Below are 24916 nucleotides of genomic sequence, written 5' to 3'. Positions count from 1 at the left end.
TTAGCAGCCAGACCTGCGATTCAAACGGCTGTTTTCAGGTTGTTGCCCTCGCAAACGATCGAACGCATTTGCGCCCTTGAGTGCCTGCCGGCGCTCGGGTAATGTCATCAGACCCATAGGACAGAGCACGCCCATGACTTCCAAGCTGGAACAACTCAAGCAGTTCACCACCGTCGTAGCCGATACCGGCGATTTTTCTACCCTCGCCAAACTCAAGCCGCAAGACGCCACCACCAACCCTTCCCTGCTGCTCAAGGCCGCTTCGATCCCAGGCTATGCCAAGCTGCTGGATGAGTGCGTCAAGGACTGCAACGGCGACGTGGGCTTGGCCAGCGACCGTTTTGCGGTGGCGGTGGGTCAAGAGATCCTCAAAGTGGTACCGGGCCGCATTTCCACCGAGGTGGATGCCCGTCTGTCGTTCGACACTGACGCCGTACTCAAGCGTGCGCACCGTCTGATCGACCTGTACGACAAAGCCGGCGTTGGCCGCGACCGCGTGCTGATCAAGATCGCTTCAACTTGGGAAGGCATCCGCGCCGCCGAACAGCTGGAAAAAGAAGGCATCCAGACCAACCTGACCCTGCTGTTCTCGTTCGCCCAGGCCGTGGCGTGCGCAGAGGCTGGTGTGTTCCTGATTTCGCCGTTCGTCGGCCGTATCTACGACTGGTACAAGAAGGCCAACGGCAACGACTACACCGGCGCCGAAGACCCAGGCGTGCAGTCGGTGACACGTATCTACAACTACTACAAGGCCAATGGCTACAAGACTGTGGTGATGGGTGCGAGCTTCCGTAACCTGAGCCAGATTGAAGAGTTGGCTGGGTGTGATCGCCTGACCATCAGCCCGGACCTGCTGGAGAAGCTGGCGGCGGATGAGGGCACGCTGGCGCGTAAGCTGTCGCCGGGCCATGCCGGTGAAGCCCGTGTGCATCTGACTGAAGCGCAGTTCCGTTGGGAGTCCAACGAGGATGCGATGGCGACTGAGAAGTTGGCGGAAGGGATTCGTCAGTTTGCGCGAGATCAGGAAAAGCTGGAGGCGCTGTTGACTGCCAAGTTGTAAGGCGGGCAGCTGCAAGAAGGGCGGTACCCTCGCGGGTACCGCCCTTTTTAGTGCCCACGGGCTCAAGCCGGCCTCGGTTCAACTGTGTTTCAGCAGTTGGGGATCAGTGGCGTTCAAGGGCATTCACGAGGTCGTGAAAGGCTTCGCGATTGGACTCGTTGAGGCCCATCAGGATCTTGTGTGCCTCCAGCACCTTCAAACGCACCACTTCCTCGGACTGGTCCTGCGACGGCAGGTCAGTCAGGCATTCCGGGCAGGGGATGGGGCGGTCAACGATGTTGAACACCTGGTCGAAGCCCATGGACTGCAGCAGCCGGGTAATGTCTTCGTGGGTGGTGACGACCGTAGGCAACAGGCCGACCTTCTGCCGAGACAGAATGGACAACTTGGCCAACAGCCCAAGGGTGGTGCTATCGATGCTGCGGGTTTCGGTCAGATCGATCACGATCGCCGAGAAATTCAGTGCTGTGAAGATCCGCTCAATCGTCGCATCCAGCGCCGAACACAAGGTCAGGCGCACTTCACCGACAAATTTCAGGACGAAGGTCCCGTCTTGCTCGGCGAATTGGATTCTTCCGGTACTCATCAAAGATTCCTGCTCAACACCAATAGGGCGATATCATCCGGCATCTCCCCTAGCGTGGCCAATCCAAAAACCTGCCGCAGGCCATCCAGGCTGCCGCCCGCCGACTTGACCTTTTGGGGCAAAGCGGCTTCTTTCTCTTTGAGTGTAGGCTCTGGAAGGAGGTCCAGGATGCCGTCGGACATCAGCGTAAGGCTGAACGTCGGCGGCAGTTCCAGGATGTGGTCTTCGTAGGTGGCTTCATTGAATAAGCCTACGGGCAGACCACGCCCTTCCAGGTAACGCACACTGTCTGGAGTGTATAACACTGGCATCGGCAGGTGACCGCCGATGCTGTAGGTCAAAAGACCGGTTTCTTCGTCAATAACGCCGCCGACCATCGTCACGTGCTTGCCCAGCTTGCAGCTGATCAAGCCCCGGTTGATGTGGCCCAGCACCGCGGAGGGGGTGAACTCCGGCAAGGTGCCATTGCGTTTGGATTCGAACAGCAGCCGTGTGGTCATGAACTTCAACAACACGGTGACAAAAGCCGAGGAAGCACCATGGCCGGAGACGTCGGCCAGGTAGAACGCGACACGCCGCTCATCAACGCGGAAGTAATCGACAAAATCACCCGACAGGTACAGAGAAGGGATGATCTGGTGTGCAAACTGGAATTCGTCGATGGTCCAGGGGCTGACTGGCAGCATGTTCATCTGCACTTGGCGACCGGCGTTCTGGTCTTCCTGAAGCAGGTTAAGGCTGGCTTCGAGTTCGCGGTTGGCGGTTTCGAGCTTTTCACGGTAGCGCTGGTTTTCCACCAGAAGGCGTGCACGATCCAGGGCACGGCGCACCGAGTGCTCCAGCACCGCCAGGTCTTCCAGGGGCTTGATCAGGTAGTCGGCAGCACCCAGGCGCAGGGCTTCGACCGCATCATTCATCACGCCGGCGCCGGACACGACAATCACCGGCGTCTGCGGGGCGAGCTCAGTCACCTGCCGAATCAGCTCGAGGCCGCCCATCTGGGGCATGCGCAGATCGCAGATCACGAGGTCGGGCTGGTCGCGCTCGAATACCTGGAGACCCTGTTGGCCATTACTGGCCTGCAGGACGCTGAAGCCACTGTCTTCCAAATAGGCCGCGAGGCTCGCGCGCACTACTTCGTCGTCATCGATTATCAGCAGCGTGGCACTGGTTTTTTGCATGTGGGCAAACGGCGCCAGAATTAGGTTGGCGTAGGCGGCTCGGCAATGGCCGGGCTCACGTACTGGATTCGCTTTCTAGCCTCTCTGTCCTACAAAGCATTGGGATTTTGCCCATGCACAAAGGTAAAGCAGAGGTGCCCTTCTAAGGCGCAGACGGTACTCCCATCCGACAGGGGTTTCAAGCTCATGCCGATGGTCGCCGGACGTCTTTACACCGCAAATCACCGGGAGTTATAAGAACAGGCACGACCACAACACAAAGTAAGGATGAAACCTATGAGCGAGCATGAGCGCGACTACGCTGAAAAACGCGATTTCATCCGCATGCGTGTGGATGCCGATGTGTCTCTGATCCATGCGGGGCAGGAGATTGCCGGGGTTTGCGTGGACCTTTCCAGCTCTGGTATGCAGGTAAAGGCGACTCGCGAGTTCAACGTCGGCGACCTGCTGACGGTGCGCATCGATTCGGAGCACGCCGCACTGAAAGGACTGGAGGCGGACACCGAGGTGGTGTGGGCCAAAGCCAAAGGGGAAGACCAGCACCTTGGCCTCAAAATCCTGAAGATGCGCTGAAAGACGCGCACAAAAAAGGCGACCGCTGGGGTCGCCTTTTTTCATTTCAAAACGTCACAGCTTAGAAGTCGTCCACAACCTTGCCATCCTTGACCTTGAACTCACGGTTCTGCAGGTAGGCGTTGCGGATGAAGGTGTACTTGTCACCTGTGATCAGTTTTTCGCTGTCGAGCAAACTGGCGCGGGCGTCAACAATGCCCAACCCCATGACACTGTTGCGCAGGGAAACATCATCCATGTAGCGGTACGGCTGCGTGTAGCTGTCCACGTACTTGGACGGCGCATCGCGCAGTGTGCTTGGGCCCAGCAGCGGGATCATCACGTATGGACCGCTGCCAACACCCCAGTAGCCGAGGGTCTGGCCGAAGTCTTCATCGCTGCGCTGCAGCCCCATTTTGGTGCCCACGTCAATAAAGCCGAGCACGCCGAAGGTGGTGTTGACCAGCAAACGGGCAGTGTCGACACCGGCATTGTGAGGCTTGAGCTGCAGCACGTTGTTGGCCAGGTTGCCGACGTCGCCGATGTTGCGGAAGAAGTTGTGGATACCGTCTTCGACAAATTGCGGGGTAATCCACTCATAGCCTTGGGCCAATGGCTTGAGGGCATAGGTATCAACGGTGTCGTTGAAGGTGAAGATGGGGCGGTTGACGCTTTCCCATGGATCATCTTCCGACGCTGCGTGTGCGGCGAACGGGGCCAGCAAGACAGTGGCACACACCGACAGCTGAGCGAAGTAGTGGCTCCAGCGCATAGCTTTTGCTCCTTGAATGGTCTGTCATGGGCGCTATGCCCTGAATAAGGCGTTCAGTATATGACGGAAGTGTCCAATTAGGCAGCTTCCGGGAAGCTGTCGCACGCAAAATGGACAAAATTCCTACAATTAACAATCTTGTCATCGACTTGTCATCTAGCCTCGATAGCGTCAGAGCTATTTCAGGGATGTCGACATGCCTCACGCCGAAATAGCTATCGCCAGTGCTCCCGCCTTGACTGCCGTTTTGTTTGGTTTGAGTGGCTGCCTGGTGGACTTCGGTTCCCGGGCGCGCACCGATTCGACCGCCCCCGATTCCCAAGCCACACCTGGCGCGCTGAAAATCCTGCGCAGCCTCAAGGAACAAGGCGTCCCCTGCGCCTGGCTGGATGAACTCCCTCCCTCTGTCACTACGCCCCTGGCCGTCACGCTGCCAGACTGGGTCAAGGCGACGCCACCTTCCTCGATCCGCTGGCCGGCGCCGCATGCCTGCTGGCAAGCCTTGATGGCGCTGAACATCGAACGCCTGGGAGGCTGCGTGTTGGTCAGCGGCGAACCGCGCCTATTGCAATCCGGGCTCAATGCCGGGTTGTGGACCATCGGCCTGGCCTCCTGCGGCTCGCTGTGCGGCATGGCACCCGAACAATGGCAAGCGCTGACCGAACAGGAACGCGAACACAAGCGCGGCAAGGCCACCGTCGCCCTGTACGGGTTGGGCGTGCACTCGGTCATTGATCACCTGGGCGAACTCGGCACCTGCCTGGCCGACATCAGCCTGCGCCAGCTCAAAGGCGAAAAGCCCTGACACGGATCATGCACAGTCGCCGCCGGTGGATTAATCTACAGGTCAGCCCGTAGACCTTTCTCGGCGTGCCGCGGTCTATGCCAGTGCCTATCGATAAAAGGAAACATGTCATGCCTGATCGCAAAAAACTGGAAGAACAGGTCGAGATCCTGCGCGGGCAGTTGGAACAGGAACCGCCGCTGTCGGAAGAGAAACGTGAAGCGCTGGAGGCCTTGATTGCCAAGTTTGAATTACAACTCGAACTGGAACCGGCCACCCAGACACCCAGTATTTCTGACGATGTGAATCAAGCTGCTATCGAGTTCGACGCCGAACACCCGGTCATTTCCGGGACTTTGCGCAATATCATGGTCACTTTGGGCAACATCGGGATCTGATTCCTGCCCCAAGCCAAACGCAGAACCCAATGTGGGAGCTGGCTTGCCTGCGATAGCGATCTTTCAGTCATTCTTCAGTCGACTGATACACCGCCATCGCAGGCAAGCCAGCTCCCACATTGGCTTTATATGAAGGCTACTGACGGGCCAGGCGCACGTTCTGGAACGCCACTTCTTCGGTGCTGCGATACGGGTTGATATCCAACCCGCCACGCCGCACGTACCGCGCATACACCGTCAACTTCTCAGGCTTGAGTAAACGCTGCAGGTCGAGAAAAATGCGCTCTACACATTGCTCGTGAAAGTCCGAGTGCTGGCGAAAGCTCACGAGGTATTCCAGCAGACTGGCGTGATCCAGCGCCGAGCCACGGTACTCCACCACCACACTGCCCCAGTCCGGCTGGCTGGTCACCGGGCAGTTGGATTTGAGCAGGTGGCTGTGCACGCTCTCCTCTACGATGCGCGATTCATCGCAACGCAGTAATTCCGGGCGCGGATGCTCGTAGCTGCTGACGTTGATATCCAGCTCATCAATGCACACGCCGGGCAACGCCATCACGCCTTCGGCCTCAATCTCGGCCAGGCTGCGGATGCGCACGCTCACCGGTTTGCCGGCAGCGGCGCTGAGGTCGGTACGCAGAGTCGCCTCAAGGCTGGCCGTATCGGCAAACGCGGTCTGGTTAAACGAGTTGAGGTACAGCTTGAACGACTTGGACTCGATGATGTTCGGCGAGTCGGCCGGGATACTGAATTCACCGATGGCCACCACCGGCTTGCCCGACGGTAGCAGCCAGGACAGTTCGAAGCAGTTCCAGAAATCCACGCCCTTATAAGGCAAGGTCTCGGCACTCAGGCCCAGCTCGGCCCATTTGGCGGCACGCGGGATCGGGAACAGCAAGGAAGGGGTGTAGGTGGAGATGTATTCACTGGACTTGCCCAGCGGCGAATGTTCGGCTGCGGGATGCATGGCGGAAACCTGGCTAAATAAACCGCGCCAGTCTACCAGCCTTTGCGCCTACCCTTAAAAAACACAGCGCCGCCCCACCCCGTAGAAGCTCAGGCAAGCGCCTCACCGGACTCGCTTCAAGACGCCATCTGCGAATTAGTTGACGTTAAGCTTGCCGACCATGCCCGCCTGGTAATGCCCCGGAAGGTTGCAGGCAAACTCCAGGCCCGTGGCCTTAGTAAAAGTCCAGGTCAACTCGGCAGTTTTACCAGGCTCGACCAATACGCTATTGGGGTCATCGTGCTTCATCGCGCCATGGCCCATGGCGCTGTGGTCCATTTCGCCCATACCGGTGGCGGTGAGCATGCCACTGGCCTGCATCTGTAACATTTCCTTCTGGTGCTCGGCATGCATGGCCGCATCACCCAGGTTGAATTCGTGGAGCAACCGGCCCTTGTTGACCAGTACAAAGCGCACCGTCTCACCAGCTTTTACGTCCAGGGACTTTGGCGAAAAGGAAATGTCCTGCAGCGTCACTTCCACGGTGCGCGTGGCTTTGCTCGCAGGGGCTGGCTGGCCGAAGGCATAGGCGTGCGCCGCATCAGCCACCGCATCGAAACTCAACGCCAGCAGGCAACCCGCCAACAACAGGGGTGTACGTAACGCCATGTCTATTCTCCAAAAATGTGTAACGAGCTTGGGCAGCACTCTAAGATGACGTCGCTGCCAGCCAGCTGACTGCTAGATTACAACTTTGTCAGCTTGGCCCCCTGCCCTGGCACCCAAGGTATAAAGCCGTCGTGAACCGTTGCCAAGAGCCGCCCATGAAACTGCTGATCGTCGAAGACCAACCCAAAACCGGCCATTATCTGCGCCAGGGACTGGCCGAGGCGGGCTTTACAACCGAATTGGTGGCCGACGGTACCAGCGGCCAGCACCTGGCACTGACCGGGGACTACGACTTGCTGATCCTCGACGTGATGCTGCCCGGCCGTGATGGCTGGCAAATCCTCCAAGCCGTGCGCAGTGCAGGCCTGGACATCCCGGTACTGTTCCTCACCGCCCGCGACGCGGTGGAAGACCGTGTGCACGGTCTTGAACTGGGCGCAGACGATTACCTGGTCAAACCCTTCGCCTTTTCCGAACTGCTGGCCCGCGTACGCAGCCTGTTGCGCCGTGGCAGCAGCTCGCCTCAGGAAACCGCACTGCACCTGGCCGACCTGCGCCTTGACCTGATCCGCCGCCGCGTCGAACGGGACGGCCAGCGTATCGACCTGACCGCCAAGGAATTCTCCCTGCTGGAATTGCTGCTGCGCCGCCAGGGCGAAGTGCTGCCCAAATCGCTGATCGCCTCCCAGGTCTGGGACATGAACTTCGACAGCGACACCAACATCATCGAAGTCGCGATCCGCCGCTTGCGCCTGAAAGTCGACGATAACTTCCCTACCAAACTGATCCACACCGTACGCGGCATGGGTTACGTGCTGGAGGAGCGCGTCAATTGATCAAGCGCCTGTCCCTGGCCAGCCGCCTGGCGCTGCTGTTTGCCGCCTGCACCGCAGTGGTGTCGTTGATCGCCGGCGTGCTGTTCAACCACGCCAGCGAGGCGCACTTCATTGAGTTGGACCAGCAACAGCTCGACAGCCAACTGGTGGCGCTGCGCAGCACCTTGCAGGGTGTCGATTCGCCAGACGCATTCGCCAGACGTGAAGCGCAACTGCGCGCCGAACTCAATCGCCAACCCGAGCTCAGGCTGCGCATCACCGCCGCCGGCCAGCGCTGGCTGGACGATGCGCCAAGCGTGAACTTGCCAGACGCACCCGGCCTGCACAGCCTGCAAAATGCCGGCACCGACTATCGGGTGTACAACGCGCCGCTGAGGGCAAACCAACCCGACTCACCCCAACTGACGCTGATGCTCGACATCACCCACCACCAACATTTCCTGCAGCGCATGCAGCACCTGATCTGGCTCACCGTCGGCCTGTCGGCCCTGACCACCGCCCTGCTCGGCGCCTGGGCCGCGCGCAGTGGGTTACGGCCGTTGCGACGCATGGGTGAAGTGGCTGCCAGTGTGTCCGCGCACTCCCTGACCCAACGCCTGCCCCAGAAACACATGCCGGTGGAACTGGCCGAGCTGGCCCAGGCCTTCAACGCCATGCTGGGTCGCCTGGACGACGCGTTCCAGCGCCTCTCAGCGTTCTCCGCCGATATCGCCCATGAACTGCGCACGCCGCTGTCGAACCTGCTGACCCATACTCAAGTGATCCTGACCCAGCCACGCCCGCTGGAGGATTACCGCGAGGCGCTGCACAGCAACCTGGAAGAGCTGCAATGGATGGCGCAGCTGGTAAACGACATGTTGTACCTGGCCAAAGCGGATCATGGCTTGCTCATGCCCAAGCGCGAGCCTTTGGCGCTGGCAGATGAAGTGGATGCTTTGCTGGAGTTTTTCGCGTTGCTGGCGGAAGACGCCCAAGTCAGCCTGATTCGCGAAGGTACTGCCCATACGCGGGGTGATCGCAGCATGTTGCGCCGGGCCCTGTCGAACTTGCTGGATAACGCGCTGCGGTTTACGCCAGCGGGCGGCGAAGTAAGGGTGCAGATGACGGATGGCGTGAGGTTGACGCTTGAGAACACAGGGGAAGGCATTCCACCCGAGCTGTTACCGAAGTTGTTTGACCGCTTCTATCGGGCTGATCCAGCGCGGCACGAGGGCAGCAGCGAGCACGCGGGGCTGGGGTTGGCGATTGCCCAGTCGATTGTGCGGGCGCATGGGGGGAGGATTTTTTGTGAGTCTGAAGTGGGGTTGACGCGGTTTGTGATTGAGTTGCCAACAGTAGATTGATGCAGCTGTGCCGGCCCTTTCGCGAGCAAGCCCGCTCCCACATTCGACCGAGTACATCCTGTGAAATGCGGTCAAAATGTGGGAGCGGGCTTGCTCGCGAAAGCGGTCTTACATCCTACGAATACCTGAGGGCATGCGCCGGCTCTATCTTCGCCGCCCGATACGCCGGATACAGCGTCGCCAAAAAGCTCAACACAAACCCCGCCGCGCAGATCAGCACCACATCCCCGCCTTGCAGCTCCGAAGGCAGGTTGCTGACAAAGTACACATCCGAACTGAAGATGTGCTGCCCGGTGACTCGCTCCACCCAAGCCACCAGCTCACTCACGTTCAGCGCCGCTATCACGCCCAGTACACCGCCAATCAGGGTACCGACGATACCGATCACCGTGCCCTGCACCATGAAGATCGCCATGATCTGCCGTGGCGTGGCGCCGATGGTGCGCAGGATCGCAATGTCTGCGCCTTTGTCGTTCACTACCATGATCAAGGTAGCAATGATGTTGAACGCCGCCACAGCGACGATCATCAGCAACAGCAGGCCGATCATGGTCTTTTCCATTTTCATTGCGCTGAACAGGCTGCCTTGAGTGTGCGTCCAATCATCAGGCTTATAGGCCGCGCCCAGGCTGGCGGCGATATCCGCCGAGACCTTGGGCGCCGCATACAGGTCTTTCACCGCCAGGCGCACGCTTTGCACCTGGTTCGGCTGCCAATGCTGTATCTCGGCCGCGTCGGCCATGTGGATCAAGGCCATCGAACCATCCAGCTCGGCGCCAACCTTGAAGATCCCGACCACGTTCAAGCGCTGCATGCGCGGGGTGATCCCCCCCGGTGCGGTGCTGATTTCCGGCACGATCAGGGTCAGCTTGTCGCCCACATTCAGGCGAAAACGCCGGGCAGTGATTTCGCCGACCACCACGCCGAACTCGCCGGGTTTCAGGTCATCCAGTTTGCCGCGCACGATGTGCTGGGCCACGATCGACACCTTGCCTTCCTGCGCTGGGTCGACGCCGCTGATCTCGATCGGCTGCATCGCGCCCTTGTAGGAAAACATGCCGTCCATCTGCGTGAAAGGTACTGCGGCAGTCACTTCCGGATTCTTCATCGCGGCGGCGGCCACGGGCTGCCAATCGTCAATCGGGTTCACGCCGACGATGGTGGCGTGGGGCACCATGCCGAGGATGCGCGAGCTCATTTCGCGCTGGAAGCCGTTCATCACCGACAGCACCACGATCATCGCCAATACGCCCAAGGCGAGGCCGATCATCGAGGTCATCGAGATAAACGATACAAAACGGTTGCGGCGCTTGGCGCGGGTATAGCGCGTGCCGATGAAAATCGATAACGGTCTGAACATTCGCGTGCACCGCCTGAAAAAATGAAAAAGCCCGGCGCTTAAAGCACCGGGCTTGAAACGGGTCAGATGGCGACCAGATGACCTTCCTGCAGGTGCAACACGCGGTCCATCTGCCGGGCCATGCTCATGTCATGGGTCACCACCAGGAACGCGGTGCGCATCTGGGTGCTCAGTTCCAGCATCAAGTCCTTGATGCCCTGGGCAGTGTGGGAGTCGAGGTTGCCGGTGGGCTCGTCGAGCATCACCAGGCCCGGGTTGTTCACCAGGGCGCGGGCAATCGCCACACGCTGACGCTCGCCGCCGGACAGTTCGGCCGGCTTGTGTTCCAGGCGATGGCCGAGGCCGACGCGTTCCAGCAAGGCCTTGGCGCGCTGGCGGGCTTGCGGGATCGCGGTCTTGCCGATCAACAGCGGCATGCACACGTTTTCCAGCGCCGTGAATTCCGGCAACAGGTGGTGGAACTGGTACACAAAGCCCAAAGAACGGTTGCGCAATTGGCCACGGGCCTTTTCGCCCAGGGCCGACAGTTCTTCACCGGCCAGCCATACGCTGCCCTGGGACGGCGTATCAAGCCCGCCCAGCAGGTTCAGCAAGGTACTTTTGCCGGAACCGGAACTGCCAACGATCGCCACGCGCTCGCCGGGGTGCAGCTCAAGTTGCAGGTTGGACAGCACCACCACTGACTCCGGGCCTTCCTCGTAGGATTTGCCCAGGTTGCGGCAGCTCAGGATTGCTTTTTCACTCATGCCCGATTCACTCATAACGTAAGGCCTGTGCTGGCTGGGTACGTGCCGCGCGCCAGGCTGGATACAGGGTGGCAAGGAAACTCAGGACCAACGCAGCGCCGCCCACCATCAACACGTCCTGGGTTTGCACCTGGGACGGCAAGTAGTCGATGAAGTAGACGTCAGCGTTGAGAAACTTATGGCCGAGCACGTTTTCCAGTGCGGCAATGGCGGCGCTGACATTCAACGCAGCCAGGATCCCGACGGCGGTGCCGATCAAGGTGCCGACCACGCCAATCACCGTGCCTTGCACCATAAAGATCGCCATGATCTGCCCCGGCGTGGCGCCAAGCGTGCGCAGGATGGCGATATCGCCCTTCTTGTCATTCACCACCATCACCAGCGTGGAGATGATATTGAAAGCCGCCACGGCGACGATCAGCAGCAACAGCAGGCCGATCATGGCTTTTTCCATGCGGATGGCCTGGTACAGGTTGCCGTGGGTACGGGTCCAGTCGCGGGCGTAGTATTGGCTCTCACCCAAATGCTGGGCGATTTCCCAGGCACCGCGCGGCGCGTCGAACAGGTCGTTGAACTTCAGGCGCAAGCCCTGCACCTGGTCCGGCTGCCAGCGATGCAGGCGGGCCAGGTCGGTGAGGTTGGTCAGGCCGAGGTAGCCGTCGATCTCGCCGGCACCCACGTGGAAGGTGCCCACCACGGTAAAGCGCTTCATGCGCGGAAACATACCGGCCGGGGTCACAGTGACTTCCGGCGCGACGAAGGTCAGCTTGTCGCCGAGGCCCACGCCGAGCTTGGCCGCAGCCTTGTCGCCGATCACGATGCCGAAGCTGCCCGGCGCCAAGTCATCGAGTTTGCCCTGCAACATGAACTTGTCGATGATCGAGACTTTACGTTCCTGGGCCGGGTCGATGGCATTGAGCAGGATCTTCTGCACCTTGCCGTCGTTGGTCAGCAACCCCTGCATCTGGGTAAACGGCGCAACGGCCAGTACCTTGGGGTTCTGCTTGACCTTGTCGGCGAGGCTTTGCCAGTCACTGATGGGCGCATCGCCCTCAATAGTCGCGTGGGGCACCATGCCCAGCACGCGGGTGCGCATCTCATGATCGAAGCCGTTCATCACCGAGAGCACCACGATCATCACGACCACGCCCAAGGCGAGCCCGATCATCGAGGTCAGGGAAATGAACGACACAAAATGATTGCGACGCTTTGCACGGGTATAACGCGTGCCGATAAATACGAAGAGAGGTCTGAACATGTCGGGGCTTGTTCGGAGGAAAAGAAGACGTCCCGGTGGCGGGGTCTGGTAAGCAGCTTTACACTCAGACCATTACCGTTACCTGGGGTTCGCCATGTCGACATTAGATGAAGAAGAGCGCCGCGAATACTACCGTATCGACGACATGATCGCACTCCAAATCAAAAGCCTGTCTGCCCCCGAAGCGGCGAGCAAGGAAGTGTTGCTGGATGATTCGCCGCTGTTCAACCTGCTCAGCGAGTTGCACCTGAGTGAATTCGAAGCCCAGCACCTGTTGCGTCAGCTCAGCGAGAAGGATCGCACCCTCGCCGCCTTCCTCCGCGTGCAGAACAAACGCGTGGACCTGCTCAGCCAGATCATGGCGCGCGGCCTGCTGGATGAGGTCGGCGCACCGCAACCGGTGATCATTTCCGAAGGCGGTATCGACTTCCAACACCCTACTCCCCTGGCGACTGGCGCACACCTCGCGGTCAAACTGGTGCTGATGCCCCAGGCGCTCGGCCTGCTGCTGCGCGCGCGCGTCACCCATTGCGATCCCAAAGGCGATGGCTTTGACGTCGGCACGGAATTCGAATCCATGACCGATGCCCAACGCCAACTGCTCGCGCGCTACATCCTGCAGAAACAGGCCCAGGAACGTCGCCTGGCGCGGGAACAAAGCGACGACATCTGAATGTGTATTCACTACGCCAGTCATCCTGGCGCGAAGGAGCAACTGTGACCCTGATCTACGGCCATCGCGGTGCCAAAGGCGAAGCACCGGAAAACACCCTGACCAGCTTTCAGGAGTGCCTCAAGCACGGCGTACGCCGTTGCGAACTGGACTTGCACCTGTCCATGGACGGGGAGCTGATGGTCATGCACGACCCGACCCTCAAACGCACCGCCGACCGGCGTGGCAAGGTCGTCGAGTATTCGGCGGCGGACCTGGTGAAGATGGATGCGCGCAAAGGCGGCCCGGGCTGGATCCAGCCGTGCCCGATCCCGCGCCTGGAGGAGCTGTTCGAAAAGTGCGACTTCGATCACTGGCAACTGGAAGTCAAAAGCGCCTCACGCACCCGCGCCGCCACCACGGTGCTGGCGATCCGCGAGATGGCCGTGCGCTTTGGCCTGATGGACAAAGTCACCGTCACCTCAAGCTCAAGGGAAGTATTAAAAGCAGCGGTTGACCTCACCCCCGACCTGTCACGCGGCCTGGTGGCCGAGTACGCCTGGCTCGACCCGCTGAAGGTCGCGCAAAACTACGGCTGTGAGTATCTGGCGTTGAACTGGACGCTGTGCACCCCTGAACGTCTGGAAAAAGCCCAGCGCCAGGGTTTGCACGTATCCGTGTGGACAGTCAACGAACCTGCGCTGATGCGCAGGCTCGCCGACTTCGGCGTAGATAGCCTGATTACAGACTTTCCCGGTTTGGCCACTGCCACCCTCGGGAATTACTGAAATCGGTCTCCCCGGCCGGCTCAGGCCACCGGCCGGAGCCGCTCAAAAAAGCCGGTTGAGGCCGTCGTAGGCAGCTACCCGATAGGCTTCAGCCATGGTCGGGTAGTTGAACGTGGTGTTGACGAAATACTTGAGGGTATTGAGTTCACACGGCTGGTTCATGATCGCCTGGCCGATGTGCACGATCTCCGAAGCCTGGTAGCCGAAGCAGTGCACGCCGAGCACCTCCAGGGTTTCACGGTGGAACAGGATCTTCAGCATGCCTTGCGGCTCACCGGCGATCTGCGCACGCGCCATGCTCTTGAAGAACGCCTTGCCCACTTCGTAGGGCACCTTGGCCTTGGTCAGTTCGTGCTCGTTCTTGCCGATCGAGCTGATCTCGGGAATCGTGTAGATCCCGGTCGGCACGTCGTTCACGTAGCGCCAGCTGCCATTGTCGACGATGCTGCCCGCCGCCGAACGGCCTTGGTCATGGGCGGCACTGGCCAGGCTCGGCCAGCCGATCACGTCACCGGCGCCGTAGATGTTGGTCACGCAGGTACGGTAGTTTTCGTCGACCTCGATCTGACCACGACTGTTGACCTTGACCCCGATGTTTTCCATGCCGAGCTTGTCAGTGTTGCCGGTACGGCCGTTGCACCACAGCAAGGCGTCGGCCTTGATCTTCTTGCCGGACTTGAGGTGCAGGATCACACCGTTATCCAGGCCTTCGACCCGCTCATACTCTTCGTTATGGCGCACGGTAATGTTGTTGTTGCTGAAGTGGTAGCTCAACGCCTGGGAAATTTCCGAGTCGAGGAAGCTCAGCAACTGGTCACGGTTGTCGACCAGCTCCACCAGCACACCCAGGCCGCTGAAGATCGAGGCGTATTCACAGCCGATCACGCCGGCACCGTAGATGATCAGTTTGCGCGGGGTGTGGCCCAGGCTCAGGATGGTGTCGCTATCGTAGATACGCGGGTGGTGGAAATCGATATCCGCCGGACGATACGGGCGTGAACCGGTGGCGATGATGATGTGCTTGGCCACTAGCTTCTCGACCACGCCGTTGGGGCAGACCACTTCGACGGTTTGCTCGTCGGCGAAGCTGCCAGTGCCGAAGAACAGGTCGACACGGTTACGGGCGTAGTAGCCCGTACGCGAAGCAACCTGCTTGGAGATGACTTTCTCGGCGCTTTTCAGCACGTCCGGGAACGAGAACCAGCGCGGCTCACCAATGGCCCGGAACATCGGGTTGGTGTTGAACTGCATGATCTGGCGCACCGAGTGACGCAAGGCCTTGGACGGGATGGTGCCCAGGTGGGTGCAGTTACCGCCGACTTGGCGACGGCTATCGACCATCGCCACCTTGCGCCCGGCCTTCGCGGCGTTCATCGCCGCACCTTCTCCAGCTGGGCCGGAACCCAGTACCACCACGTCGTAGTTGTAGACAGCCATGCGTACTCCTCAGAACAGGCCAGGCGTACGGTTGGACGCCGGGCTAAATCATGCCGCGGCCAGCGGTCATGAAGGACAATTTGGCTCAAGTGTGTGAACCGGGGCACAGTCTATATAAGGCGTAACGCCGCGCACATTAACCCTTGGTCGCGTCGTAGGCCAGTATTGCCTTTACTACACAGCGCAGATTATCCCTGAACCCTGCCGCTGCCGGAAAATGAATTACCCTGTAGTCACGCATCTTTTCGGGACGGGCCATTATGCGGCATATAGTTTTCTGTTTATTACTGATGCTGTCGATCACAGCACACGCCAATGAGGCGGAACGGCTAAAGCAGGCCAACTTCCCGGCACAGTCACAGGAACTGCCCCTGAAAAACCAGGCTGTGCTCACCTACCTCTGGGCCGACGTGTACGCGGCCGCGCTGTATACCCCTTCGGAATTGAGCGCCAAACAGGCCTGGGAGCAGAAAAAGGCGCTGCGCCTGACGCTGTATTACTTTCGCGACATCGACCGCAATGACGTGATCAAGGCGGCCAATACGACCCTGGAACGCCAACAAGCAAGCGCGAGCTTGAAGCCTGAGCTGGAAAAACTGCATGCCCGCTTTCGTGACATTCAAGCCGGTGATCGATATGCCCTGGATTATCGACCAGGGCGTGGCTTGAACCTGGAGATCAATGGGCAAGTGCTGTTCAGCAGTCGCGATGACGCGCTGGCGAGGGCCTACCTGGGGATCTGGTTGGCGCCCAAGGGGTTGTCCGAGGAGTTGCGCAACAAATTGCTGAATTGAGGATTTGCGCCGACTGAACTGCCGCCTTCGCGAGGCACGTCGAATCGCCGCACCGCCGCGCCCACATTTTGACCGCGTTTTTTCAGGGAGTACACGGTCCAAATGCGGGACCTGGCTTGCCTACGAAGCGGCCCCACAGACAACACAAAACCCCCAGCCATGAAAAAGCCCCGAACCAGTCGGGGCTTTTTCACTTACCGCTAATGCTTAGCGTGGAAACGCAGGCGGGTTGACCCCAGCCATGTCTTCCATCACGCGAACCACTTGGCAGCTGTAACCGAACTCGTTGTCGTACCAGACATACAGTACAACGCGGTTGTCCTGGGTAATGGTCGCCTCAGCGTCCACCACTCCGGCGTGGCGCGAGCCAACGAAGTCAGTGGAGACCACTTCCTGCGAGTTGACGTAGTCGATTTGCTTGTGCAGGTCGGAGTGCAGCGCCATGTAGCGCAGGTACTCGTTCATCTCTTCACGGGTAGCGGCTTTCTCAAGGTTCAGATTGAGAATCGCCATCGACACGTTCGGCGTCGGCACACGGATCGCGTTACCGGTCAGCTTGCCGGCCAGCTCAGGCAGGGCCTTGGCAGCAGCAGTGGCAGCACCGGTCTCGGTGATCACCATGTTCAACGCGGCGCTGCGGCCACGGCGATCGCCCTTGTGGAAGTTGTCGATCAGGTTCTGGTCGTTGGTGTACGAGTGAACCGTCTCAACGTGGCCATTGACGATACCGAACTTGTCATTCACCGCCTTCAGCACCGGCACGATGGCGTTGGTGGTGCAGGAAGCGGCGGACACGACCTTGTCGTCAGCCGTGATTTCAGCGTGGTTGATGCCGTGCACGATGTTCTTCAGCTTGCCCTTGCCAGGCGCGGTCAGGACAACGCGGTCGATACCTGGGCAGGCCAGGTGCTGGCCCAGGCCTTCGGCGTCACGCCATACGCCGGTGTTGTCCACCAGAAGAGCGTCCTTGATGCCGTACTGGGTGTAATCCACCTCGGACGGGTTCTTCGCGTAGATCACCTGGATCAGGTTACCGTTGGCGGTGATGGTGTTGTTTTCTTCGTCGATGGTGATGGTGCCGTTGAACGAACCGTGTACCGAATCGCGGCGCAGCAGGCTGGCGCGTTTGGTCAGGTCGTTCTCGGCGCCTTTGCGCACCACGATGGCCCGCAGGCGCAGGCCGTCGCCACCACCGGTTTTTTCGATCAGGATGCGCGCCAACAGGCGGCCGATACGACCAAAGCCGTACAGCACAACGTCGGTGCCTTTGCGGGCTGCGGCGCTCTGCTGGCCAACCACATCGGCCATTTCTTCACGCACGAACTGCTCGGCGCTGCGGCCTGCGCCTTCTTTGCGGAATTTATAGGCCAGCTTGCCCAGGTCTACCGAAGCCGCGCCGAGCTTGAGCTCGCTCATGGCTTTGAGCAGTGGGAATGTTTCGTGGACGGAGAGTTCGCTGTCGTCGGCGGAACGGTGACGCGCAAAGCGGTGAGCTTTGAGAATCGCGATGACAGACTGGTTGATCAGGCTGCGGCCATAGATCGAGCTCACCACATTGTTATTGCGGTACAGCTGACCGATAAGCGGGATCATCGCTTCTGCGAGTGCTTCACGGTCGATCCATTCACCAAGACACTGGTCGGGCTTCTGAGTCACGGGAACCTTCCACATGTAGGGGCTGAAAAAAGGGGCTACATTATGCCGCCCGACTGCCCTTGGAGCAATGCGCGTCCTACAACAAAAAAGCTTTGCGCAAAAAAGCCACCCCGCTGGAGCCCAGTAAATACGCGGGTTACAGAAGACCTCTCTTTGGGCAACAACGCCGACTTGTCCGTAACCCTCCAAAACAATCGCGTATTTCGGCACTACATATTGAGTCAAAACACGCCATTGTTTGTCTTAGCCACTACATTTCCTACAAACCGTAATAGGCTCAGTCAGAAACTGACAGGCGGCACCTCTGGCCGTTACAATTACCGACTTTGTCGCAACGCTTGGAGCTCAACCTTCCGTGCCCGTTCTGCGTCTACCGCTTCTCCCTGCCGCGGCAGGTAAACAGCACTGGGGCAACCTGCCCGGTGCCGCCCTTAGCCTGGCCATCGCCGAGGCTGCCAGCGCAGCCAAGCGCTTTACCCTGCTGCTCACCGCCGACAGCCAAAGTGCCGAACGGTTGGAGCAGGAGCTGAGCTTCTTCGCCCCTGATTTGCCGGTGCTGCATTTTCCCGATTGGGAAACCCTGCCCTACGACCTGTTCTCGCCGCATCAGGACATCATCTCGCAGCGCATCGCCAGCCTGTACCGCTTGCCGGAACTGGCCCACGGTGTGCTGGTGGTGCCGATCACCACGGCACTGCATCGCCTGGCACCGACCAAGTTCCTGCTGGGCAGCAGCCTGGTCCTGGATATCGGCCAGAAGCTCGATGTGGAACAGATGCGCACGCGCCTGGAGGCCAGCGGCTACCGCTGCGTCGACACGGTGTACGAGCACGGTGAATTTGCGGTGCGCGGTGCGCTGATCGACCTGTTCCCGATGGGCAGTAAACTGCCCTATCGCATCGACCTGTTCGATGACGAAATCGAGACCCTGCGCACCTTCGATCCGGAAAACCAGCGTTCCATCGACAAAGTCGACTCGATCAAGCTGCTGCCGGCCCGGGAATTCCCGCTGCAAAAAGACGCGGTCACGCGCTTCAAGGCGCGCTTCCGTGAGCGTTTCGACGTCGACTTCCGTCGTTGCCCGATCTTTCAGGACTTGAGCAGCGGGATTACACCCGCGGGGATCGAGTACTACCTGCCGCTGTTCTTCGACGAAACGTCTACCTTGTTCGATTACTTGCCCCAGGACACGCAAGTATTCTCGCTGCCGGGTATCGAGCAGGCGGCAGAAAACTTCTGGAACGACGTGCGTAACCGCTATGAAGAGCGCCGCGTTGATCCGTCCCGGCCTTTATTGCCGCCCGCCGAGCTGTTCCTGCCGGTAGAAGATTGCTTCGCGCGCTTGAAAAACTGGCCACGCGTAGTTGCCAGCCAACAAGATGTGGACGCGGGTAGTGGCCGCGAGCGCTTCCCGGCGGGGACACTGCCGGATCTGGCGATCCAGGCTAAAGCCACACAACCGCTGGAAGCGCTGTCCAACTTCCTGGGCGACTTCCCTGGCCGAGTGCTGTTTACCGCTGAGTCCGCCGGGCGTCGAGAAGTCCTGCTGGAGCTGCTGGAACGCCTGAAGCTGCGACCGAAAACCGTCGACAGCTGGCCGGACTTTGTAAAAAGCAAAGAACGCCTGGCGATCACCATCGCACCGCTGGACGAAGGCCTGTTGCTGGACGACCCGGCCTTGGCGCTGATCGCCGAGAGCCCGCTGTTCGGCCAGCGCGTGATGCAACGTCGACGCCGCGAAAAACGCGCCGACGCCAACAACGACGCGGTGATCAAAAACCTCACCGAGCTGCGCGAAGGCGCGCCGGTGGTGCATATCGACCACGGCGTTGGCCGCTACCTCGGCCTGCAAACCCTGGAAATCGACAACCAGGCCGCCGAATTCCTCACCATGGAATACGCCGAGGGCGCCAAGCTCTACGTGCCGGTGGCCAGCCTGCACCTGATCGCCCGCTACACCGGCAGCGACGACGCCCTGGCGCCGTTGCATCGCCTGGGTTCCGAGACCTGGCAGAAGGCCAAGCGCAAGGCCGCCGAACAAGTCCGCGACGTCGCCGCCGAACTGCTCGACATCTATGCCCGCCGTGCAGCGCGCGAAGGTTACGCGTTCGCCGACCCGAAAGCCGACTACGCCACCTTCAGCGCCGGCTTTGCTTTCGAAGAAACCCCGGACCAGCAAACCACCATCGAAGCGGTGCGCGCCGACATGCTCGCGCCCAAGCCGATGGACCGCCTGGTGTGTGGCGACGTGGGCTTCGGCAAGACCGAAGTGGCGATGCGCGCCGCCTTCATCGCCGTGCACGGCGGCCGCCAGGTAGCGATCCTGGTGCCGACCACCCTGCTCGCCCAGCAGCACTACAACAGCTTCCGCGATCGCTTTGCCGACTGGCCGGTGACCGTGGAAGTGATGAGCCGCTTCAAGTCGGCCAAGGAAGTGAACGCCGCCATCGCTGACCTGGCGGAAGGCAAGATCGACATCGTGATCGGCACCCACAAGCTGTTGTCGGACGATGTGAAGATCAAGAACCTCGGCCTGGTGATCATCGACGAAGAACACCGTTTTGGGGTGCGTCAGAAGGAACAACTCAAGGCCCTGCGCAGCGAAGTCGACATCCTCACCCTCACCGCCACGCCGATTCCGCGCACGCTGAACATGGCGGTGTCGGGCATGCGCGACCTGTCGATCATCGCCACGCCACCGGCGCGGCGCTTGTCGGTACGCACCTTTGTGATGGAGCAGAACAAAAGCACGGTCAAGGAAGCGCTGCTACGGGAATTGCTGCGCGGCGGGCAGGTTTACTACTTGCACAACGATGTGAAGACCATCGAGAAATGTGCTGCCGACCTCGCCGAATTGGTACCGGAAGCGCGCATCGCCATCGGCCACGGGCAGATGCGCGAACGCGAACTCGAACAGGTGATGAGCGACTTCTACCACAAGCGCTTCAACGTGCTGATCGCCTCGACCATCATCGAGACCGGTATCGACGTGCCGAGCGCTAACACCATCATCATCGAGCGCGCCGACAAATTCGGCCTGGCGCAGCTGCACCAGCTGCGCGGCCGGGTGGGTCGCAGTCACCACCAGGCGTATGCCTATTTGCTCACGCCGCCGCGCCAGCAAATCACTTCCGACGCGGAAAAGCGCCTGGAAGCCATCGCCAACACTCAGGACCTGGGCGCCGGTTTTGTACTGGCCACCAACGACCTGGAAATCCGTGGCGCCGGCGAGCTGCTGGGCGACGGCCAGAGCGGGCAGATCCAGGCGGTGGGTTTCACCCTGTATATGGAGATGCTTGAACGCGCGGTGAAAGCCATCCGCAAAGGCGAGCAACCGAACCTCGATCAACCCTTGGGCGGCGGTCCGGAAATCAACCTGCGCTTGCCGGCGTTGATTCCCGAAGACTACCTGCCGGACGTGCATGCGCGGTTGATCCTGTACAAACGCATCGCCTCGGCCACCGACGAAGAAGGCCTCAAGGACCTGCAGGTGGAGATGATCGACCGCTTCGGCCTGCTGCCGGAACCGACCAAGAACCTGGTGCGCCTGACCTTGCTCAAATTGCAGGCCGAGCAGTTGGGCATCAAGAAAGTCGACGCCGGGCCGCAGGGAGGGCGCATCGAATTTGAAGCACAGACCCCGGTGGACCCATTGGTGCTGATCAAGCTGATCCAGGGCCAGCCGAACCGCTACAAGTTCGAAGGGGCTACGCTGTTCAAGTTCATGGTGCCGATGGAACGCGCTGAAGAACGCTTTAATACACTGGAGGCGTTGTTCGAGCGCCTCATCCCGAAATCTGCTTGAAGGACGCCCAATGCGCCTGTTCCGCATTTTGAGCTTGTTGTTGGTGGCAGTGGCACCTGCGGCGTTTGCCGATAGCCCGTACCTGGTGGAAATGATCCTGGTGCGCCAGAACGCAGAGCCGCCGCTCAACAGCCGCGCCGCCCCGGAAAACTGGGATGCCGGGGCGGCCCGCCTGGGCGATAAACTGAGCCCGCCGCGCTTGTCCAACATTGTCGATAAGCTGCGCGCCGACTCCTCCTACACGGTGCTGCTACACAAGGCGTGGGAACAGAACCTGGGGGAGCAGCCGGTCAACGTCGCCATCTCCGACGGCCAGGAGCAGTTTGGTCAGTTTCCTATCGAAGGCGTATTGAGCCTGCAACTGGGCCGATTTACCGATATCGATACGAACTTCTGGATCAACCAGTTCGACAGCAACGGCAGTGTGATCGCCAGCGAACACTTGAGCCAGACCGACGTGCGCACCAAGAACAACCAACTCAACTACCTGGATGGCGGCCACCTGGCGCTTCTGATCAAGATCACCTCGCTCACCGCCAAGCCACCCAGCGCGCCACCGCCTGACATTCAGGACTGATCCAGCGCCATGGCCCTGACGTCGTCGCTGACCAAACCCCTGGCCCCTTCGTGGGCCAATCGCTTCAAAGAGCAGAGCCTGGAGCGCGGGCGACGTTATGCCTTGGAGAACCGGGTGCGCATCGTTGAGTCCGGCGACAGCACCATCATCGCCAGCTGCGAAGGCTCGGGCAGCAACGTTTATCGGCAAACCATCTCGCTGCGCGAATCGGCCAAAGGCACGCTGATACTGGTGGACAGCCGCTGTACCTGCCCGGTGCACACCAACTGCAAACACATCGCGGCGGTGCTGCTTAAAGTCCAGGAAACCCTGGCCTACCCGGCCGCCGCACAGGATGCCGAGTTGCTGGAAAAACTCCAGGCCGTGCTGGAAAACCGCGTGGCGTTGCCGCAGGTGGTGATGGAAGACGTGCTGCCCGTACCGCGTTTGTGGTTGGCCAGTGTCGAGTTCAGTGCATTTGAACCGCGCAACGGCAAGATGCAGCGCTACATCCAGCACCGCGCGGCACTGTCCTTCAACTACTTGGGCAATTACGTCAGCGGGCAGAAAAACGCCGACATCATCGTGCGCCAGGACACCCAGAGCCTGCGCATCAAGCGGCATCCCGAGCTGGAGCAACCCTATCGCGAGCAACTTCGGTTGCTCGGTTTCAAGATCGCCACGCGTCAGAGCAAAGCCCTGCCGGAAAGCGCCGGCGAGCTGTTCGAGCTGGTCAATGACAGCGCCTGGCTGAACTTTACCCTCAATGCCTCGCCGACCTTGCGGGCCGAGGGTTGGGAGTTGCAGATCGAAGAAGATTTCGGGTTCGATCTGAGCGCCGTCGATGACTGGTACGCCACCGTCGATGAAGGGCCGGAACGTGACTGGTTCGACCTGGAGCTGGGGATTATCGTCAATGGCGAACGGCTGAGCCTGCTGCCGATCCTGCTGAACCTGATGCGCTCACACACCGAGATCCTGAATCCGGAAAAACTCGCGCGACGCCGCGATGATGAGCTGATCCTGGTGAACATTCCCGGCTTGCCCAATGGCCATGGTCCGCTGCAAGTGGCCTTGCCTTACGGCCGGCTTAAACCCGTGCTGGCCACCCTCGGCGAGTTCTACCTGCAAGAAGCCGGCAGCACCACGCTGCGCCTGGCCAAGGCTGATGCGATTCGCCTGAACCCGCTGGAAGACCTGCCACTGCAATGGGAAGGTGGCGAGAAGATCCGCAACTTCGCCCAACGCCTGCGGGATATCAAGGATTTCACCAGCGTGGCGCCCGAAGGGCTGAACGCGACCTTGCGCCCGTATCAACTGGAAGGCTTGAGTTGGATGCAGTCGCTGCGTCAGCTGGACGTTGGCGGGATACTTGCGGATGACATGGGCCTGGGCAAAACCCTGCAGACCCTGGCGCATATTCTCACTGAGAAAGCCGCCGGGCGCCTGGACCGGCCGTGCATGGTCGTGATGCCCACCAGCCTGATTCCCAACTGGCTTGATGAAGCAGCGCACTTCACGCCACAGCTCAAGGTGTTGGCGCTGTATGGCGCAACGCGCAAGAAACACTTCGCCAACCTGCAGGACTATGACCTGCTGCTGACCACCTACGCGCTGCTGCCCAAGGACATCGAACAGCTCGCCGCCCTGCCCCTGCATGTACTGATCCTCGATGAAGCGCAGTACATCAAGAACCCTAATAGCAAAGCCGCCCAGGCGGCGCGCGAGCTGAATGCGCGGCAGCGCTTGTGCCTGAGTGGTACGCCGCTGGAAAACCACTTGGGTGAACTGTGGTCGCTGTTCCACTTCCTGTTGCCGGGCTGGCTGGGCGAAGTAAAAAGTTTCAACCGCGATTACCGCGTGCCCATCGAAAAGCGCGCCAGCGATGTGCGATTGCAGCACCTGAACGGTCGGATCAAACCCTTCTTGCTGCGACGCACCAAGGAACAGGTGGCCACGGAGTTGCCGCCCAAGACCGAGATCATCCACTGGGTCGACCTCAACGAGGCGCAGCGCGATGTGTACGAAACCATGCGCCTGGCCATGGACAAGAAGGTGCGAGACGAGATTACCCGCAAGGGCGTGGCGCGCAGCCAGATCATCATTCTTGAAGCGCTGTTGAAGTTGCGTCAGGTGTGCTGCGATTTACGCTTGGTCAACGACGCCGCCCTGCCCGCACGGGGCAGTAGCTCGGGCAAGCTCGATAGCTTGATGGACATGCTCGAAGAACTGTTTGCCGAAGGACGGCGAATTTTGCTGTTCTCCCAGTTCACCTCGATGCTGAGCCTGATCGAAGCGGAGCTTAAAAAGCGTGGCGTGGCCTACGCGCTGTTGACCGGCCAGACCCGCGATCGGCGTACGCCGGTGAAGGACTTTCAGAGTGGCAAGCTGCAGGTTTTTCTGATCAGCCTGAAGGCCGGCGGTGTAGGCCTGAACCTGACCGAAGCCGACACGGTGATCCATTACGACCCTTGGTGGAACCCCGCTACGGAGAATCAGGCGACTGACAGGGCGTACCGGATCGGGCAGGAAAAGCCGGTGTTCGTCTACAAGATGATTGCGCGGGGTACGGTGGAGGAAAAAATCCAGCACCTGCAGAAGGAAAAGTCAGACTTGGCGGCGGGTGTGCTGGATGGGCGCACGACCGGGGATTGGCAGTTGGGCAATGAGGATATTGAAGCGTTGTTTGCGCCGTTGCCCCACAAGCAAGAGAAGCGTTGACGGTTAGACCGCTATC

Annotated in this window: 22 protein-coding genes; 12 read left to right on the top strand and 10 right to left on the bottom strand. The window is 60.2% G+C overall.

Features of this window, described 5'->3' with window-relative positions:
• The first annotated feature begins 133 nt into the window (after positions 1 to 133).
• Entirely contained in the window at positions 134 to 1060 is a 927-nt protein-coding gene (gene tal / locus AACY44_RS00705) for a transaldolase (protein ID WP_339414851.1), read from the top strand.
• Positions 1061 to 1163: 103 nt separating this feature from the next.
• Here the strand turns inward: tal and rssC are convergent, their stop codons facing one another.
• On the bottom strand, positions 1164 to 1646 hold the full coding sequence (rssC, locus tag AACY44_RS00700; RefSeq protein ID WP_029293846.1) for an anti-sigma factor antagonist RssC: 483 nt from the start codon (positions 1644 to 1646) through the stop codon (positions 1164 to 1166).
• Positions 1646 to 2827 carry a two-component system response regulator RssB gene (gene rssB, locus AACY44_RS00695; RefSeq protein ID WP_339414852.1) on the bottom strand — a complete coding sequence of 394 codons (1182 nt, stop codon included), beginning with the start codon at positions 2825 to 2827 and terminating at the stop codon, positions 1646 to 1648. Before rssB ends, rssC begins: the two co-directional genes overlap by 1 nt.
• Before the next feature lie 276 nt (positions 2828 to 3103).
• On the opposite strand from rssB, the gene AACY44_RS00690 reads away from it, so the two are divergent.
• Positions 3104 to 3400 (top strand): PilZ domain-containing protein, encoded by a 297-nt coding sequence (locus AACY44_RS00690; RefSeq protein ID WP_339414853.1) that lies wholly within the window; start codon positions 3104 to 3106, stop codon positions 3398 to 3400.
• A 61-nt stretch (positions 3401 to 3461) separates the two neighbouring features.
• Here AACY44_RS00690 and AACY44_RS00685 read toward each other — a convergent pair whose 3' ends face one another.
• Complete coding sequence (locus AACY44_RS00685) at positions 3462 to 4151, bottom strand: MlaA family lipoprotein (RefSeq protein WP_049709410.1); 690 nt, start codon at positions 4149 to 4151, stop codon at positions 3462 to 3464.
• Positions 4152 to 4347: 196 nt separating this feature from the next.
• Between AACY44_RS00685 and AACY44_RS00680 the strand changes: the two genes are divergently transcribed.
• Together AACY44_RS00680 and AACY44_RS00675 are read left to right on the top strand one after the other, a co-directional pair.
• Positions 4348 to 4956, top strand: coding sequence for an HAD family phosphatase (locus AACY44_RS00680; protein ID WP_339414854.1), 609 nt, complete (start codon positions 4348 to 4350; stop codon positions 4954 to 4956).
• Positions 4957 to 5066: 110 nt separating this feature from the next.
• Entirely contained in the window at positions 5067 to 5333 is a 267-nt protein-coding gene (locus AACY44_RS00675) for a DUF4404 family protein (protein ID WP_339414855.1), read from the top strand.
• A gap of 136 nt (positions 5334 to 5469) precedes the next feature.
• Here the strand turns inward: AACY44_RS00675 and queF are convergent, their stop codons facing one another.
• Both queF and copI read right to left on the bottom strand, forming a co-directional pair.
• Positions 5470 to 6300: an NADPH-dependent 7-cyano-7-deazaguanine reductase QueF gene (queF, locus tag AACY44_RS00670; protein WP_339414856.1), complete on the bottom strand. Its 831-nt coding sequence runs from the start codon at positions 6298 to 6300 to the stop codon at positions 5470 to 5472.
• 135 nt (positions 6301 to 6435) lie between these two features.
• Positions 6436 to 6948, bottom strand: a complete 513-nt coding sequence (copI, locus tag AACY44_RS00665; RefSeq protein WP_339414857.1) for a copper-resistant cuproprotein CopI — start codon at positions 6946 to 6948, stop codon at positions 6436 to 6438.
• 155 nt (positions 6949 to 7103) lie between these two features.
• Between copI and AACY44_RS00660 the strand changes: the two genes are divergently transcribed.
• Positions 7104 to 7784: a heavy metal response regulator transcription factor gene (locus tag AACY44_RS00660; protein ID WP_339471137.1), complete on the top strand. Its 681-nt coding sequence runs from the start codon at positions 7104 to 7106 to the stop codon at positions 7782 to 7784.
• A complete protein-coding gene (locus AACY44_RS00655) occupies positions 7781 to 9127 on the top strand; it encodes a heavy metal sensor histidine kinase (RefSeq protein WP_339529620.1) in 1347 nt (448 codons plus the stop codon). Before AACY44_RS00660 ends, AACY44_RS00655 begins: the two co-directional genes overlap by 4 nt.
• A 115-nt stretch (positions 9128 to 9242) precedes the next feature.
• On the opposite strand, the gene AACY44_RS00650 is transcribed toward AACY44_RS00655, so the two are convergent.
• The 3 genes from AACY44_RS00650 to AACY44_RS00640 form a co-directional block, all read right to left on the bottom strand.
• Positions 9243 to 10487: a lipoprotein-releasing ABC transporter permease subunit gene (locus tag AACY44_RS00650; protein ID WP_339414860.1), complete on the bottom strand. Its 1245-nt coding sequence runs from the start codon at positions 10485 to 10487 to the stop codon at positions 9243 to 9245.
• A gap of 62 nt (positions 10488 to 10549) precedes the next feature.
• Positions 10550 to 11233, bottom strand: a complete 684-nt coding sequence (gene lolD / locus AACY44_RS00645) for a lipoprotein-releasing ABC transporter ATP-binding protein LolD (protein WP_164487915.1) — start codon at positions 11231 to 11233, stop codon at positions 10550 to 10552.
• Positions 11234 to 11240: 7 nt separating this feature from the next.
• Positions 11241 to 12491, bottom strand: coding sequence for a lipoprotein-releasing ABC transporter permease subunit (locus AACY44_RS00640; protein WP_339414861.1), 1251 nt, complete (start codon positions 12489 to 12491; stop codon positions 11241 to 11243).
• 94 nt (positions 12492 to 12585) lie between these two features.
• Between AACY44_RS00640 and AACY44_RS00635 the strand changes: the two genes are divergently transcribed.
• On the top strand, positions 12586 to 13164 hold the full coding sequence (locus AACY44_RS00635; protein WP_065889487.1) for a PilZ domain-containing protein: 579 nt from the start codon (positions 12586 to 12588) through the stop codon (positions 13162 to 13164).
• Positions 13165 to 13208: 44 nt separating this feature from the next.
• Positions 13209 to 13931, top strand: coding sequence for a glycerophosphodiester phosphodiesterase (locus AACY44_RS00630; protein WP_339414862.1), 723 nt, complete (start codon positions 13209 to 13211; stop codon positions 13929 to 13931).
• A gap of 42 nt (positions 13932 to 13973) precedes the next feature.
• On the opposite strand, the gene sthA is transcribed toward AACY44_RS00630, so the two are convergent.
• Positions 13974 to 15368, bottom strand: a complete 1395-nt coding sequence (gene sthA / locus AACY44_RS00625; protein ID WP_339529618.1) for a Si-specific NAD(P)(+) transhydrogenase — start codon at positions 15366 to 15368, stop codon at positions 13974 to 13976.
• A 260-nt stretch (positions 15369 to 15628) separates the two neighbouring features.
• Between sthA and AACY44_RS00620 the strand changes: the two genes are divergently transcribed.
• On the top strand, positions 15629 to 16162 hold the full coding sequence (locus AACY44_RS00620) for a chalcone isomerase family protein (RefSeq protein ID WP_339414863.1): 534 nt from the start codon (positions 15629 to 15631) through the stop codon (positions 16160 to 16162).
• Positions 16163 to 16369: 207 nt separating this feature from the next.
• Here AACY44_RS00620 and AACY44_RS00615 read toward each other — a convergent pair whose 3' ends face one another.
• Entirely contained in the window at positions 16370 to 17833 is a 1464-nt protein-coding gene (locus AACY44_RS00615; protein ID WP_339529616.1) for a glyceraldehyde-3-phosphate dehydrogenase, read from the bottom strand.
• Between the two features lie 340 nt (positions 17834 to 18173).
• On the opposite strand from AACY44_RS00615, the gene mfd reads away from it, so the two are divergent.
• From mfd to AACY44_RS00600, 3 genes are read left to right on the top strand one after another with little or no spacing between them, the layout of a single operon-like run.
• A complete protein-coding gene (mfd, locus tag AACY44_RS00610) occupies positions 18174 to 21623 on the top strand; it encodes a transcription-repair coupling factor (RefSeq protein ID WP_339414865.1) in 3450 nt (1149 codons plus the stop codon).
• Positions 21624 to 21633: 10 nt separating this feature from the next.
• On the top strand, positions 21634 to 22200 hold the full coding sequence (locus AACY44_RS00605) for a CsiV family protein (RefSeq protein ID WP_339414866.1): 567 nt from the start codon (positions 21634 to 21636) through the stop codon (positions 22198 to 22200).
• Positions 22201 to 22209: 9 nt separating this feature from the next.
• Positions 22210 to 24900, top strand: coding sequence for a DEAD/DEAH box helicase (locus AACY44_RS00600; RefSeq protein WP_339529614.1), 2691 nt, complete (start codon positions 22210 to 22212; stop codon positions 24898 to 24900).
• Positions 24901 to 24916 lie beyond the last annotated feature (16 nt).

The sequence above is a fragment of the Pseudomonas sp. RA_15y_Pfl1_P11 genome, from assembly GCF_963970975.1.
In the GTDB taxonomy this organism is placed as follows: Bacteria; Pseudomonadota; Gammaproteobacteria; order Pseudomonadales; family Pseudomonadaceae; genus Aquipseudomonas; species Aquipseudomonas tritici.
The sequence above is the reverse complement of the archived record's forward strand: the minus strand, read 5'-3'. Positions and strand labels throughout refer to the sequence as shown.